The sequence below is a fragment of the Micromonospora sp. NPDC048887 genome, from assembly GCF_040649715.1.
In the GTDB taxonomy this organism is placed as follows: domain Bacteria; phylum Actinomycetota; class Actinomycetes; order Mycobacteriales; family Micromonosporaceae; genus Micromonospora.
Map to the genome: position 1 here is coordinate 145,022 of NZ_JBEZGA010000001.1, position 14,031 is coordinate 159,052.

The window sequence follows — 14,031 nt, forward strand, 5'->3', positions numbered from 1 at the left end:
CGGGAGGGACACTAGGAGCGGATGCGGTTGCGCCGTGAACCGGTCCGCGCCGACCGGGCATGAACGGGTGTGACGAACAAAATGCGCCGGGCCGAGGCCCACGAGCGGGAATCTCCTGGGGTCGGGCCGCCCGACGAGCCGTCGGACGACGACGTGATCCGCGCGTCCGTCGCCGAGCCGGAGCGGTTCGGTCCGTTGTTCGACCGGCATGCCGTCCCCGTGCACCGCTATCTGGCTCGCCGGATCGGTGCGCCGGCGGACGATCTACTGGCCGAGGCCTTCCTGGTCGCATTCCGGCGGAGGGCGTCGTACACCTCGGACGTCGGCGTACGGCCGTGGCTCTTCGGGATCGCCACCAACCTCGTGCGCCGGCACGTGCGGACCGAGGAACGCCGCTACCGCGCGCTGGCCCGGCTCGCCGCCGGCGAGGTCGCAGCGCCGGTAATCGAGGACGCGGTCGACCGGCTGGACGCCGCCGCCCTGCGCCGGGACCTGGCCCTGGCCCTGGCATCGCTGCACCGGCGGGACCGGGACGTGTTGCTGCTCACCGCGTGGGCGGACCTGTCGTACGAGCAGATCGCCGCCGTGCTCGACATCCCGCTCGGTACCGTCCGCTCCCGCCTGCACCGTGCCCGCCGACTCACCCGACTCGCGCTCGCCCCCGAGGAGCCGACATGAACGAGATCGACCTGCTGCGTACGCACGGGCCGGACGCCCCGGAACCGTCCACCGAGACGCTCCGCCTCGCGCGGGACCGCCTCGCCGGCGAGTTCGCCGCCGCATCCGTACGCCGGACCGTTCCGCCGCTGCGGCGGCGGACGCTCCTGGTGGCAGCCGGGGCCACGATGGCGGCCGGGGCGGGCATTGGCCTCGCGGTACGTCCGCTCGACCGATCGGCGGAGCCGTTGACCCTGGTGGCTGCGACGATCCCGGAGTTTCCGCTGACCCTGCGGTCGCGGCCGGCGACGCTGGACCCACCTCGCTACAGCTACGCTCCGGGCCAGTTTCTCGCCGTATACCTGTCCCGCGGTGCCACCGACGACGTCTACCTCTTCGTCTGGGACAGCCGACCGGCACGGATCGCGACGACGTCGCGTCCGGTGACCGTCGCAGGCCGCCCGGCCGAAATCTACGAGGAGTCGGACCCCGGCGGACCCCGCCGGCTCGACATGTCGTGGGAACGCAGGGCCGGTCAGTGGGTGTCGCTGACCGGCCACGGCATGTTCGCCGACGACGCGGCGCTACTCCGGCTGGCCGAGCACCTCGTCGACGAGCCGCAGCAGGTGCCGCTGCGGGTCCGGCTGGCGCCACGCGGTTGGCGGCTCGCCTTCTTCAAGAACGACACCATCCTGACCCTGCAGGGCGACTCCTCCGACGAGACGCTCACCGTGCAGGTCGTTGCACGCCGTGACCCGGACCTGCTGCGCAACGTGATGGGGGCCCGGGACGAGCGAAAGGTCACGGTGGGCGGCCGGGAAGCCCATCTGATCCGCGCCGACAGTATTTGGTTCCTGCAGGCCGAGGTGCCCGGCGGAGCGGTGGTCAACCTGCAGGCGCCGCTGCGGCTCTCCGTCGACCAGGTCGTCGCGATCGCCGAGCAGATCTCGGTGACTCCGCGGCGGCCCTGACCGTCCCGCTGCCGACCCGTTCCGGCGAGGTCGGCGGCGCGCTTCGCGCAGCGTCCGGTTCAATCGGCCGGACGCTGCGCGAGCAGGAACGCCTGGGGCTGCCGCTCGCCGTCGGCCGGCGCGCGGACCGTCGTCGCCGTCACCGCGAACCCGGCCGCCGCGAGCTGCGCGGCCAGCCGCTGCGGCGACAGCCAGTAGACGTCGTACCCGACCCGGTGGCCGTATGCCTGCTCCCGGCGGTCGAGCCGGTCGCCGGCCTTCACCGCGAGCAGCAGGTGGCCGCCCGGGACGAGCACCCGGTGGAAGCCGGCGAACACCTCCGGCAGCAGGTCCGGTGGCAGGTGGATGACCGAGTACCAGGAGACCAGCCCGGCCAGCGACCCGTCCGGCACGGTCAGCTCGGTCAGCGAGCCGACCTCGAAGCGCAGGTCCGGGTACGTCCGCCGGGCCACCGCCACCATGCCGGGCGAGAGGTCGACCCCGCTGATGTCGAGGCCGAGCCGGTGCAGGTGGTCGGTGACACGACCGGTGCCGCACCCCACCTCCAGCACGGGCCGGCCCGGCCCGACCGTCTCGGCGAACGCGGCCAGCAGGGCCCGGTCCAGCGGTGGTTCCACCACGTCGGGCAGCAGCCGCGCGTAGTCCTCGGCGACGGTGTCGTAGGCGGCGCGCGTCTCGACCAGCCAGGCAGGTTCGGTCACGCCCGCCGACCCTAGTCGCCGCCTGCCCGGCTCGCCCGACCTGATTGATCATGAAGTTGACGGCCGTCGCGCCCGGCGTGTCGCGCCGTCAACTTCATGATCAACGAAGACAGAACGGGTGGGTCAGCGGAACCAGGTGAGGGACTGGCCGTGGCCTGTCGTCCAGGCCACGGGGTGGCCGTCGAGGGCCAGGACGTTGTGGAAGCCGTCGGCGGGTGGCTCGGGCAATGCCGCGTGGGGCAGCACCGACGGATCCTCGTTGGCGATCCAGTGGCCCGGCAGGCTCCGGACCAGCGCGGTGAACGCGTCCCGCCGTGGCGGCGGCACCTGGTAGAGCACCGAACTGTGGAACACCACGAGCGTCGCCCCGGCCGGGGCCTGCGCCGCCAGCGCCGGCAGGTCGTCGACCAGGTCACCGCGTACCAGCAGGGGCGGGTCGGCCGCCGCGATCGCCGCCGCGGCGCGCAGCCGCTCCCGGCGGTGCCGGTGTTCCGGCCAGATCAGCGCGTCCAGCCAGGCCACGTCGGCCGGGGCGGTGACGTCGAGCGGGTTCACGTCCAGCCCGGCCCGCCACACCACCTCCGGGCGCCGCCGCGGCGGCTCGACGCCGGTCAGGTCACAGTCGAGCACCGGCTCACCCCCGCCGAGATGCCGGTCGCCGTACCGGTAGGCGTACCGGTCCGGGTAGAGGCACAGCCCCGCGGACGCGCCGACCTCCAGCAACGCCAGCGGCTGCGGCAACGCGGCGAGCACCGGCAGCAGCACCGCGCAGCGCCCGGCCTCGTTCGTCTGCGTCGCCCGCACCCGCATCTGCGCCGCGACATCCGGCCAGTGCGCGATCACGTACGCGCGGAACGCCGCCGGGTCGTCCACCGGCCCGCCGCGCAACCGCACCACCCCGAACAGCAGGTTCGGCTGACGCTTGGCCGGCGGCAGCGTGTCGAGCAGGGCGAGCAGCTCCGGGTCACCGGCCACCGCCCGCGACAACCGCTCGTACGCCGGGGACACGCCGCGCGTCTCCCGCTCGGCGAAGACCCGATAGATGTCGGTCGTGCTCATCCCCCGAGCATTCCAGCTCGCGTACACGATGGGATGTGACAGTGGGCACCTACGGCCGTTTCGGCCGACGGGGACGAAGTCCCCGGGAGATCTCCTCCAGGTGCCGCTGTTGGTGCTCGCGCACCATGGCCTCCCAGATCTCCTGGTCGAAGTCAGGATCGAGCGGCACCCACCGGTGCGAGCCGTCGCAGTAGTGAAACCGTTCGTCGCCCGGCCGAATGACACTCATCGCACCCACCCGAGGAAGCGCTGATGCAACACCCCGGCCGGCATCCAGGTCAGATCCTCCGCCGCCCACACCAGATAAGACCCCATGTACAAGCCCAACGACACCGGCGCTCCGGCGAACTCGGCCCGCAGCTCACGACGCCGCGTCGGGCAGGGCCACGGAGCGCCACACCCACCGCAGCTCCACACCGGAAGAACCGGCCCGTGGGTGGTCACCGGAGGCCGTCCAGGAAGCGCCGGGTGGCGGTCCGCGCCTGCCGGCGGGCCGCCCATTCGACCTGCTGACAGGGGTACGGAGACAGGCGCGCCCACCATGCCCGACACCCCGTGCAGAAGCCGTCGAGGCCGGGTACGTGCACCGACAGGATCTGCCGGACCTGCGACTCCGTCACGTCTGCTCCCCTCCCGGCCAGTGGCCGCGACGGATCGGGATGCGATGGCGTGCGCGGCACGGCAGTTCCGCACCGCAGCGGCAGATCCGCCGCCACCGCCGCCAGGACCACACCGGCCGGTGCCGCCGAGCGAGGGTCAGCGCGACCGCCACCACGTACTCCTCGTACGACACACGAGTACGCATGCCGCCCTCCCAAATTTAGACTTCCATTTTGGAAGCCCAACTAGACTAAAAGTTGGACTCCTGTTTTGGAACCCTGCCGAGCGTGTCGCGTCATCTCGATGCGGAGGGCGATAATCAGCCGATGGTCAACCCGACAATCCAGCGCAGGCGGCTCGGACTCGCGCTCAAGCGGGCTCGGGAGCACGCCGGCAGGACGCAGGACGAGGCGGCAGCAGTCATCGATGCCGCAGCGAGCAAGATCAGCCGCATCGAGCTGGGCCAGTCGGGCATCAAGCTGACCGACCTGCATCTCCTGCTCGACCTGTACGGCGTTACGGGCGAGGAAGCCGAGCCGTTACGGGAACTCGCTCGTGCCGGGCGCCAGCGAGGGCGGTGGAGCACATACCGCAACGCCGTACCCGATTGGTTCCGCCAGTACCTCGACCTAGAGGGCGACGCGTCGGAGATTCGCTGGTACCAACCGGAGGTCGTTCCCGGCATCCTCCAGACCGAGCCCTACATCCGCGCGATGAACGCCACCGCCCACCCGCGCCCCAACGACGAGGATCTGGACCTGACGGTCGCCATCAGGCTTGAACGGCAGGCGATCTTGCGCCAGGAAAGCGGCCCAGAGCTGAGCTTCATCCTGAGCGAGTCCGCGCTCCGGCGGAACATCGGTGACGTCGACACCATGAGCGACCAACTCCGCCACCTCGTGGAGGTGAGCAACCAGCCGAACGTCTCGCTCCAGGTCTTCCCCTTCGACGCGCAGACCTACGAAACGGCGTCCTTCAACTTCATCATCCTGCGCTTCGGCGACGACGCCGGCTCGGATGTGATCTACGTAGAGACGTTCACGGACGCGGATTACCTCGACCGACCGGACGCGGTGCGGGCCTACACTCGGCTGTGGGACCGGCTCCGTGCCGCCGCGCTCGGGCCGGTAGAGTCGCGCAAGCTCATCCGGCAACTGGCGGATGAGCTGGCACGCTGACGGAACTGGAGGTGGCCGTGACAAGCCCGGATCGCCTCGGCCTCAAGTGGCGCAAGTCGAGTCGCAGCGACAACAACGGCGGCGCGTGCGTAGAGGTTGCCGCCGTCAGCGAGAACATCCTGATCCGCGACAGCAAGGATGCGGCCGGTCCCGTTCTACGCTTCGGGTGTCAGGCATGGCAGGCGTTCCTCCGCACTCTGCGCTAACCCGGACCTGCCGGTACATACACTTCATCGCTGGCCCTTAAGCCAGCCGCGAGGACGAATGATGGCAAGCGGGGCGCACGCCTTCGCGTACGCCCCGGCCCTCTAGTCAGCGTGAGTCACGGGGCGGATTCGGATCGTTCCCATAGCTGTCTCGCTCACGGATTTGACCGTTTCTGCCGTGAAGGTAGAACTCCGTCTGGTCCGCCCGGGCTACTGGCCGCCCAGCCCTCTCGGCTTCCGCCTGAGTCGGGTGCAGCGACGATGCCCGCTGATTTCCCTCCCGGACCACAGCCCACGCGCCGTCGCGAGGGACGACATGAACAGGTTTGGGCTTATCAGCCATGATTTTCTCCACTCCTACTCGATTAACTTGCTTGACCGAGCCGGGAGGAGCGAAGATCTGTCTCTGCAAGGAAACAGGTCGGGGCTCCGTCCCGGCTCACGAGCCCCGGGCGCGCCAACGCCCGGGGCTCGTTGCTTTCGTCAGCTGCAGCCGCTGGTGGAGCCGCAGCCCTCGCAGACGTAGCAGCTACCGGCGGGCCGCATCTTGGTGCCGCAGGTGAAGCAGAGCGGCGCGTCGGCGGCCTTGCCGATCACGGCCTCCAGCAGTTCGGTGCTGGAACCCACAGACGGCGCGGGCTTCACGGCCGCGGCGTCGGCCATCTCCTGCGCCGGCTGGGCGATCGGGCCGGTCTTCGGCTCGGGCGCCTCGACCGGGGCGGAGGCGGCCATCGCGGTGAGGTCCGCACCGCTCGCCTCCGCCTCCGCCTCGGCCGCGAGCTGGGCGGCCCGCTCCTTGGCGGTGAAGATGCCCAGCTCGGCGCGGCGGTCGTACGGCAGGAAGTCCAGCGCCAGGCGACGGAAGATGTAGTCCATCACCGAGGCGGCCATGCGCACGTCCGGGTCGTCGGTCATGCCGGCCGGCTCGAAGCGCATGTTGGTGAACTTGCTGACGTACGTCTCCAGCGGGACGCCGTACTGGAGACCGATGGAGATGGCCACCGAGAAGGCGTCCATCACGCCGGCCAGGGTCGAGCCCTGCTTCGACATCTTGAGGAAGACCTCGCCGAGGCCGTCGTCCGGGTAGGACGAGGCGGTGAGGTAGCCCTCCGCGCCGCCGACCGAGAACGAGATGGTCTCCGACGGGCGCTTCTTCGGCAGCCGCTTGCGCACCGGGCGGTACTCGACGACCTTCTCCACGACCTTCTCCGGCGCGGCGGCCGGGGCCTGGGCCTCGACGGCGCCCTTGCTCGGCTTGGCAGCCGACAGCGGCTGGCCGACCTTGCAGTTGTCCCGGTAGATCGCCAGCGCCTTCAGGCCGAGCTTCCAGCCCTCGAAGTAGATCTTCTCGACGTCCTCGACGGTGGCCTGCTCCGGCATGTTCACCGTCTTGGAGATGGCGCCGGAGATGAACGGCTGGACCGCCGCCATCATCCGCACGTGACCCATCGGCGCGATCGAGCGCTCGCCCATCGCGCAGTCGAAGACCGGGTAGTGCTCCGGCTTGAGGCCCGGGGCGTCCACCACGTGACCGTGGTCGGCGATGTGCTCGACGATCGCCTCGACCTGCTCCTCGGGGTAGCCGAGGCTGCGCAGGGCGCGCGGCACCGTCTGGTTCACGATCTGCATCGAGCCGCCGCCGACCAGCTTCTTGAACTTCACCAGGGCCAGGTCCGGCTCGACACCGGTGGTGTCGCAGTCCATCATCAGGCCGATGGTGCCGGTCGGGGCGAGCACGCTGGCCTGCGAGTTGCGCCAGCCGTGCTTGTCACCCAGCTTGTTGCCCAGCGTCCACTGCTTGGTCGCCTCGCGCTGCACGGCGGTCGCCACGGTGCCGGTCGGCTTGATCGCGTCGTTGGCGGCGGCGTGCTTGCGCATGACCCGCTTGTGCGGCTCGGCGTTGCGGGCGTAGCCGTCGTACGGGCCGACGATGCCGGCCAGCTCGGCGGACCGGCGGTAGGCGGTGCCGGTCATCAGCGAGGTGATCGCGGCGGACACCTCCCGGCCCTGCTCCGAGTCGTACGGCAGGCCGGAGGCCATCAGCAGCGCGCCCAGGTTGGCGTACCCGATGCCGAGCTGCCGGTAGGCGCGGGTGGTCTCACCGATCTTCTCGGTCGGGAAGTCGGCGAAGCAGATCGAGATGTCCATCGCGGTGATGACGAACTCGACCGACTTGACGAACTTCTCCACCTCGAAGCCGCCGTCGGCGCGGAGGAACTTCATCAGGTTCAGCGAGGCCAGGTTGCACGAGGAGTTGTCCAGGTGCAGGTACTCCGAGCACGGGTTCGACGCGGTGATCCGCCCGGTCTCCGGGCAGGTGTGCCAGTCGTTGATGGTGTCGTCGTACTGCAGGCCCGGGTCGGCGCACTCCCACGCGGCCTGGGAGATGGTGTGGAACAGCTTCTTGGCGTCGATCGTCTCGATGGTCTGCCCGTCGAGCCGGCCGCGCAGGTCGAAGCCGCCGCCGTTCTCCACAGCGGTCATGAACTCGTCGGAGACGCGGACCGAGTTGTTGGCGTTCTGGTACTGCACGCTGACGATGTCGGCGCCGCCCAGGTCCATGTCGAACCCGGCGTCCCGCAGCGCGCGGATCTTGTCCTCCTCGCGCGCCTTGGTCGCCACGAACTCCTCGATGTCCGGGTGGTCCACGTCGAGGATGACCATCTTCGCCGCGCGCCGGGTGGCGCCGCCGGACTTGATGGTGCCGGCCGAGGCGTCCGCGCCGCGCATGAAGCTGACCGGGCCGGAGGCGGTGCCGCCGGAGGAGAGCAGTTCCTTCGAGGAACGGATCCGGGAGAGGTTGACCCCGGCGCCGGAGCCGCCCTGGAAGATCCGCCCCTCCTCCTTGTACCAGTCGAGGATCGAGTCCATCGAGTCGTCGACGGAGAGGATGAAGCAGGCGCTGACCTGCTGCGGCGACGGCGTGCCGACGTTGAACCACACCGGCGAGTTGAAGCTGAACACCTGGTGCAGCAGCATCCAGGTCAGCTCGTGCGCGAACACCTCGGCGTCGGCCGGGGTGGCGAAGTAGCCGTACTCCTCACCGGCGGTGCGGTAGGTCTCGACCACCCGGTTGATCAGCTGCCGCAGCGACCACTCCCGCTCCGGGGTCCCCACCGCGCCCCGGAAGTACTTGGTGGTCACGATGTTCGCCGCGTTCACCGACCAGGACTCGGGGAACTCCACCCCGCGCTGCTCGAAGTTGATCGAGCCGTCCCGCCAGTTCGTCATGACGACGTCGCGGCGCTCCCAGGCGACCTCGTCGTAGGGATGCACCCCCTCGGTCGTCCAGACGCGCTCGATCTTCAGCCCCGCCCCCGCCTTGTTCCGTGACTTGCTGGTCGTCACGCCCTCGCCCCCCTCGTCGGCACGGTCACCCACCGCGCCTCGTGTACCTGTCAGAAACCCGAAAATGTCAGCTGATCGCGCCGGCGGCGTCCGCCGCACCGGCACCGGCGCCCTCCCGGGCGCGCGCGGCGGCCCGCAGCGTCTCGATCTCGCGCTCGAAGTCGGCGAGCGAGTCGAAGGAGCGGTAGACGCTGGCGAACCGCATGTAGGCCACCTCGTCGAGGTCACGCAACGGGCCGAGGATGGCCAGGCCCACCTCGTGGCTGGGAATCTCGGCCGCCCCCTTGGCCCGTACGGTCTCCTCGACCTTCTGGGCCAGCAGCGCGATCGAGTCGTCGTCGACCGGCCGCCCCTGGCATGCCTTGCGCACCCCACCGATGATCTTCGTACGGCTGAACGGCTCGGTCACCCCGCTGCGCTTGACCACCGCGAGCACCGCCTCCTCGACGGTGGTGAACCGCTTGCCGCACTCCGGGCACGACCGTCGCCGCCGGATGAGCTGGCCGTCGTCGGCCTCCCGCGAGTCGACCACCCGGGAGTCGGCGTGCCGGCAGTACGGACACCGCATTCGCCCGACCTCCTCCGTCGATCGCGGGCACACCTACCGGCCCCCGGGCACGCGTCGGCACGGCGGGGCCATCGTCTGATGACCGTCGCCGAGTGCGCGGTGCGGGAGTGCGTTCGGTAGTCGAACCCAACCTGTAGGCAACTTACGCCCGTGTGACTACTACATCTAGGGGTCGACCGTATGCCGAACCCCAAGCGAGGTCAAGTTGGCGGGCGTGTCCGGCGCGTCGCCAGGATCACGCCCGGCAACACGCCGCCGAGGAGCCCAACGCACGGCCTCACGTGCTAGTCACGGGCGGCCGGGATAGAACATCCGTTCGAGCGGCGTACCCTTCTATCAGAACACCAGTTCGGAAATCCAGGAATTCGGCGCGACACGCCGACAGCAGGTCGTACAGATGTTTGAAAATGGCCGATCTCACCTATACGGTCAGACCACACGCACCACGAGCCGACGAGGCACCCCAGCGCCGACCAGGGAGGGACGGACGTGACCGAGGACCGGGCCAGCCGGCAGAAGAACCCGCAGCCGAACGACGGGGCGGGTCCGCCGGCGACCCGTCGCCCCCGCACCGCCCGCAGCCGCACCGCCCCCTCGGCGGTGCGTCCGGTCACCCCGGTGGTGAGCAGCTTCCCCGACCCGGCGACCGTCGACCTGACCGCCCGGCAGCGGCGGATCCTGGAGTTCATCCGCACCTGGGTCGAGCGGCACGGCTACCCGCCGAGCGTGCGCGAGATCGGCGAGGCCGTCGGGCTGGTCTCCCCGTCCAGCGTCGCCTACCAGCTCAAGGAGCTGGAGAAGAAGGGCTACCTGCGTCGCGACCCGAACCGGCCGCGCGCCGTCGACGTCCGGGCCCCGGGCGAGGCAGACGACGAGGCCGCCCGCGCGCAGCGGCCCACCCCGGCGTACGTGCCGATGCTGGGTCGCATCGCCGCCGGTGGGCCGATCCTGGCCGAGCAAGCCGTGGAGGACATCTTCCCCCTCCCCCGCGAGCTGGTCGGCGAGGGCGAGGTCTTCATGCTCCAGGTCAAGGGCGACTCGATGCTCGACGCGGCGATCTGCGACGGCGACTGGGTGGTCGTCCGGCAGCAGCCCAACGCCGAGGTCGGCGACATCGTGGCCGCCATGCTCGACGGCGAGGCGACGGTGAAGACCTACCGGCGCCGCGACGGGCACGTCTGGCTGATGCCGCAGAACCCGGCCTTCGACCCGATCCCCGGCGACGACGCCACCATCATGGGCCGCGTGGTGGCGGTGCTGCGCCGCATCTGAGCGACAGCGACGCAGAAGGGGTGACCGGTCCGCCGGTCACCCCTTCTTCGTGTCGTCTCAGTAGCGGTCGCCGCGGTACTCCCGGCCGCCGGACACCGGGCCGTACCGGCCCCTGTCGTCGTAGCCGTCGTCGCGCCGCGCGCCACGCGGATCCGGTCCGCGACGCGGCGGTTCGGCCCGGCCGCCCTCGCCGCGCGGTCCGCCGCCGTTGGGCTGTCCGCGATGCCCGGCCCCGCCGGGACCGCCGCCGTAGGCGCCACCCGGACCGCCACGGCCCGGACTGCCCTGGCCGCCGCCACCCGGGCCGCCACGACCGGGACCGCCCTGGCCGGCACCCGGTCCGCCCTGGCCTCCTCCGCCGTAGACGCCGCCACCGCGCCCTCCACCGCCGGCCGGGGCTCCGCCGCCGCCGTACACGCCGCCGCCCGGCGGACGGGTACCGCTCGGAGGACGGCCGCCACCCTGGCCGCGACCGCCGTCCTGGGGGCCGCCGCCGTACACGCCGCCGCCGGGCCGGCCACCGCCGTAGACGCCGCCGGACGCCGGACGGTCGCCGTTGGGCGCGCCGCCGTAGACGCCGCCCTGACCACCGCCGTAGACCCCGCCGCGCGGCGCCTCCGGCCGTTCCGCCGACGGGAAGCCGTTGTTGACCGGGAACTCGCCGCTGCGCTCGGGCTCGTCGGCGGGTGCCCGGGGCGCCGGCTTGCGCCGCGCCCGCAGGATGCCGAAGACGCCCGCGCCGACCAGGAGCGCGCCGAGCACCCCGACCGCCGCGATCAGGTACGTGATCTCGTCGAGCGAGAGCCCTTCGAGCCACGACTGCTTGGCGGCCGGTTTGGTCGGGGCCTTGCCGCCGTTGGGAAGCGCCTCCGCGCCCGTGGTGGACGGGGTGTAGCTGAGGATGTCGATCGGGTCCGAGTCGTCGAGCGTGCCGCCGTCGGAGACGGTGACGAACGACTTCCCGTCCGGCGTGTAGGAGATCGCCTCGCCGAACGGGTCGGCGAGCGGCGTGACCCGGGGCTTGCCGGTGGTGATCGCCTTGACGATGTCGCCGCCGGTGACGTCGAACTCGAACGCGTCGGCGTACGTGCGCAGCACCACCTTGCCGCCGTCGGGCGAGCGGGCGGCGCCGGTGACCAGCACCCGCCCCGGCGAGCCGAGCTTGTTGTCGGTGCTGGTCTTCGGGAGCGTGACCTCGCCGACCTTCTTCATCGGGATCGGCTCGGGGTTGCCGCTCGTCTTCAGCTTCGCCGTCGGGGTGTAGATCTCCGCCTTGCCGGAGAGCTCCTTCGTGATCACCAACGGCAGGTTGTCGTCGCCGACGAGCAGTGCCTCCGCGTCGTGCGGCTCCTTGCCCGGATAGGTGAGCCGGTGCAGCACCGGCTGCTTCGAGCCGCTCAGCGGCATCGTCCACACCGCGACCCGCTCCCGGCGGGTCTTCTTGTCGATGTTGTCGCCGGTGTCGGCGATCCAGAGCGTCTTGCCGTCCGGCCCGAGCGCCAGGTCCTCGGTGTCGAGCGGGCCGTCACCGGAGTAACGGACCTCCTTGTCCACCTTGCACTTGGAGTCCAGGTAGAAGACCCGCTTGCGGGCGGGGTCGTCCGAGCTGTCGTTCACCACGACGTACCCGCCGTTGATGGCGACGAGCCCGGACAACTCGCGGAGGCGGCCGTCCTCGACAGTGCACTTCTTCTTGGGTGCCGCGGCCAGCACGGGGGCCGCGGCGGGGGCCGCCGGGGCCGGCCCGGCCGGCGCCACGACCGCGCCGACCAGGCCGAGCGCGAGCGTGACCGAGGAGACAACGTGCCGCATGACGCTCAGTGTCGCACGGAGCGGGTTTCCGGCGGGTGACGCCGGACGGCTCACCGCCCGGCGCCCACCCGCTCGTCGCTCGTCAGCCGGTCACCCGTCCGGTACGGCGCGAGCTCCGCGGCCAGCCCCTCGCTGACCCGTACGTGCAGCAGCGTGCCCTCGGGCAGGTGCGCGGTGCTGAGCACCTCACCCTGCCGGTGCGCCCGGGCGACCAGGTCACCCCGGTCGTACGGCAGCACCGCGCGCACCTCGACGGCCGGCCGCGGCAAGCGCCGCTCGACCACCTCGCGCAGCTCGGCGACACCGCGCCCGCTGTGGGCGGAGACGAAGACCGCGTCCGGCCAGAGCCGCTTGAGCCGCAGCATCGTCTCCTCGTCGGTGGCGTCGGTCTTGTTCACCACCAGTAGTTCCGGCAGCCGGTCGGCGCCCACCTCGGTGAGCACCTCGCGGACCGCCCGGACCTGCTCCTCCGGGTCCGGGTGGGTGCCGTCGACCACGTGCACCACCAGGTCGGCGTCGGCGACCTCCTCCAGCGTCGAGCGGAACGCCTCGACGATCTGGTGCGGCAGGTGCCGGACGAACCCGACCGTGTCGGACAGCGTGTAGAGCCGCCCGTCGGACGTGGTGGCCCGGCGGGTGGTCGGGTCCAGCGTGGCGAACAACGCGTTCTCCACCAGCACGCCCGCCCCGGTCAGGCGGTTGAGCAGGCTGGACTTGCCGGCGTTCGTGTAGCCGGCGATGGCCACCGCGGGCACCGCGTTACGGGTGCGCCGGGCGCGCTTGGTCTGGCGTACCGTCGCCATGCTCTTGATCTCGCGGCGCAGCCGCGCGATGCGGTGGCGGATGCGCCGCCGGTCGGTCTCCAGCTTGGTCTCACCGGGACCGCGCAGGCCCACGCCGCCGCCGGCGCCACCGCCGCGGCCGCTACCACCGGTCTGCCGGGACAGCGTCTCGCCCCAACCACGCAGGCGCGGCAGCAGGTATTCGAGCTGAGCCAGCTCGACCTGCGCCTTGCCCTCCTTGCTCTTGGCGTGCTGGGCGAAGATGTCCAGGATCAGGGCGGTCCGGTCGACCACCTTGACCTTGGTGCGCTGCTCCAGGTTGCGCAGTTGGGACGGCGACAGCTCACCGTCGCAGATGATCGTGTCGGCGCCGGTGGACAGCACCACCGCGCCCAGGTCGTCGACCTTGCCGCGGCCGATGTACGTGGCCGGGTCGGGCCGGTTCCGGCGCTGGATCAGCCCTTCGAGCACCTGCGAGCCGGCCGTCTCGGCCAGCGCCGCCAGCTCGGTGAGGCTGTTGTCGGCGTCGGTCTGGGTGCCCTCGGTCCAGACGCCCACCAGGACGACCCGCTCCAGCCGGAGCTGGCGGTACTCGACCTCGGTGACGTCGGTGAGTTCGGTGGAGAGGCCGGGGACCCGCCGCAGCGCCTGCCGCTCCGACAGCTCGTACTCGCCTGTGGTGGCGTCGAGCTCGTCGTCCTCGTAGGGATGGAAGGTCTCCTGCTCGCGCAAACCGCGTCTCCTGTCCGTTATGTGCGACGCCGAGAATTTTCGGCGCATGACAGCAATCCTGACATGTGTCAACGCCGGGCGCACCTGTGTTATGCCCGTGACGCTACCGACGGGTAGCGGGGGCGGATGCCGGTCCACCAGGGCG

General features: G+C 71.1%; 14 protein-coding genes. 5 read left to right on the forward strand and 9 right to left on the reverse strand.

Annotation, left to right across the window (positions count from 1 at the left end):
• The first annotated feature begins 81 nt into the window (after window positions 1-81).
• Together AB0C17_RS00680 and AB0C17_RS00685 are read left to right on the forward strand one after the other, a co-directional pair.
• Window positions 82-678: an RNA polymerase sigma factor gene (locus AB0C17_RS00680; protein ID WP_357382776.1), complete on the forward strand. Its 597-nt coding sequence runs from the start codon at window positions 82-84 to the stop codon at window positions 676-678.
• Window positions 675-1,628 carry a hypothetical protein gene (locus AB0C17_RS00685; protein WP_357382618.1) on the forward strand — a complete coding sequence of 318 codons (954 nt, stop codon included), beginning with the start codon at window positions 675-677 and terminating at the stop codon, window positions 1,626-1,628. Before AB0C17_RS00680 ends, AB0C17_RS00685 begins: the two co-directional genes overlap by 4 nt.
• Window positions 1,629-1,687: 59 nt before the next feature.
• Here the strand turns inward: AB0C17_RS00685 and AB0C17_RS00690 are convergent, their stop codons facing one another.
• The 4 genes from AB0C17_RS00690 to AB0C17_RS00705 form a co-directional block, all read right to left on the reverse strand.
• The gene (locus AB0C17_RS00690) at window positions 1,688-2,329 is read right to left on the reverse strand and encodes a class I SAM-dependent methyltransferase (RefSeq protein WP_357382616.1); all 642 of its coding nucleotides are present in this window, start codon (window positions 2,327-2,329) and stop codon (window positions 1,688-1,690) included.
• A gap of 123 nt (window positions 2,330-2,452) precedes the next feature.
• On the reverse strand, window positions 2,453-3,388 hold the full coding sequence (locus tag AB0C17_RS00695; RefSeq protein ID WP_357382614.1) for a DUF2332 domain-containing protein: 936 nt from the start codon (window positions 3,386-3,388) through the stop codon (window positions 2,453-2,455).
• Between the two features lie 49 nt (window positions 3,389-3,437).
• Window positions 3,438-3,617 carry a hypothetical protein gene (locus AB0C17_RS00700; RefSeq protein ID WP_357382612.1) on the reverse strand — a complete coding sequence of 60 codons (180 nt, stop codon included), beginning with the start codon at window positions 3,615-3,617 and terminating at the stop codon, window positions 3,438-3,440.
• Window positions 3,618-4,004: 387 nt separating this feature from the next.
• Window positions 4,005-4,193, reverse strand: coding sequence for a hypothetical protein (locus tag AB0C17_RS00705; RefSeq protein WP_357476143.1), 189 nt, complete (start codon window positions 4,191-4,193; stop codon window positions 4,005-4,007).
• Window positions 4,194-4,275: 82 nt separating this feature from the next.
• Here AB0C17_RS00705 and AB0C17_RS00710 point away from each other — a divergent pair, with 82 nt between their 5' ends.
• Together AB0C17_RS00710 and AB0C17_RS00715 are read left to right on the forward strand one after the other, a co-directional pair.
• A complete protein-coding gene (locus AB0C17_RS00710) occupies window positions 4,276-5,166 on the forward strand; it encodes a DUF5753 domain-containing protein (RefSeq protein WP_357382608.1) in 891 nt (296 codons plus the stop codon).
• Window positions 5,167-5,183: 17 nt separating this feature from the next.
• A complete protein-coding gene (locus AB0C17_RS00715) occupies window positions 5,184-5,372 on the forward strand; it encodes a DUF397 domain-containing protein (protein WP_357382606.1) in 189 nt (62 codons plus the stop codon).
• A gap of 106 nt (window positions 5,373-5,478) precedes the next feature.
• Here the strand turns inward: AB0C17_RS00715 and AB0C17_RS00720 are convergent, their stop codons facing one another.
• The 3 genes from AB0C17_RS00720 to nrdR form a co-directional block, all read right to left on the reverse strand.
• Window positions 5,479-5,715, reverse strand: coding sequence for a DUF2188 domain-containing protein (locus AB0C17_RS00720; protein WP_357382604.1), 237 nt, complete (start codon window positions 5,713-5,715; stop codon window positions 5,479-5,481).
• 140 nt (window positions 5,716-5,855) lie between these two features.
• Window positions 5,856-8,753, reverse strand: a complete 2,898-nt coding sequence (locus AB0C17_RS00725) for a vitamin B12-dependent ribonucleotide reductase (RefSeq protein WP_357476145.1) — start codon at window positions 8,751-8,753, stop codon at window positions 5,856-5,858.
• A gap of 34 nt (window positions 8,754-8,787) precedes the next feature.
• The gene (gene nrdR / locus AB0C17_RS00730; RefSeq protein WP_013284751.1) at window positions 8,788-9,288 is read right to left on the reverse strand and encodes a transcriptional regulator NrdR; all 501 of its coding nucleotides are present in this window, start codon (window positions 9,286-9,288) and stop codon (window positions 8,788-8,790) included.
• A gap of 489 nt (window positions 9,289-9,777) precedes the next feature.
• Here nrdR and lexA point away from each other — a divergent pair, with 489 nt between their 5' ends.
• Entirely contained in the window at window positions 9,778-10,560 is a 783-nt protein-coding gene (gene lexA, locus AB0C17_RS00735) for a transcriptional repressor LexA (RefSeq protein WP_357476148.1), read from the forward strand.
• Window positions 10,561-10,617: 57 nt separating this feature from the next.
• Here lexA and AB0C17_RS00740 read toward each other — a convergent pair whose 3' ends face one another.
• On the reverse strand, window positions 10,618-12,372 hold the full coding sequence (locus tag AB0C17_RS00740; RefSeq protein WP_357467414.1) for a hypothetical protein: 1,755 nt from the start codon (window positions 12,370-12,372) through the stop codon (window positions 10,618-10,620).
• 50 nt (window positions 12,373-12,422) lie between these two features.
• Window positions 12,423-13,934: a GTPase HflX gene (hflX, locus tag AB0C17_RS00745; RefSeq protein WP_357476150.1), complete on the reverse strand. Its 1,512-nt coding sequence runs from the start codon at window positions 13,932-13,934 to the stop codon at window positions 12,423-12,425.
• Window positions 13,935-14,031 lie beyond the last annotated feature (97 nt).

Coding starts and splice junctions, on each gene's coding strand:
- AB0C17_RS00680 (WP_357382776.1), top strand. CDS start 82: ATGCGCCGGGCCGAGGCCCACGAGCGGGAATCTCCTGGGGTCGGGCCG.
- AB0C17_RS00685 (WP_357382618.1), top strand. CDS start 675: ATGAACGAGATCGACCTGCTGCGTACGCACGGGCCGGACGCCCCGGAA.
- AB0C17_RS00695 (WP_357382614.1), bottom strand. CDS start 3,388: ATGAGCACGACCGACATCTATCGGGTCTTCGCCGAGCGGGAGACGCGC.
- AB0C17_RS00700 (WP_357382612.1), bottom strand. CDS start 3,617: ATGAGTGTCATTCGGCCGGGCGACGAACGGTTTCACTACTGCGACGGC.
- AB0C17_RS00705 (WP_357476143.1), bottom strand. CDS start 4,193: ATGCGTACTCGTGTGTCGTACGAGGAGTACGTGGTGGCGGTCGCGCTG.
- AB0C17_RS00720 (WP_357382604.1), bottom strand. CDS start 5,715: ATGGCTGATAAGCCCAAACCTGTTCATGTCGTCCCTCGCGACGGCGCG.
- nrdR (WP_013284751.1), bottom strand. CDS start 9,288: ATGCGGTGTCCGTACTGCCGGCACGCCGACTCCCGGGTGGTCGACTCG.
- AB0C17_RS00740 (WP_357467414.1), bottom strand. CDS start 12,372: ATGCGGCACGTTGTCTCCTCGGTCACGCTCGCGCTCGGCCTGGTCGGC.
- hflX (WP_357476150.1), bottom strand. CDS start 13,934: ATGCGCCGAAAATTCTCGGCGTCGCACATAACGGACAGGAGACGCGGT.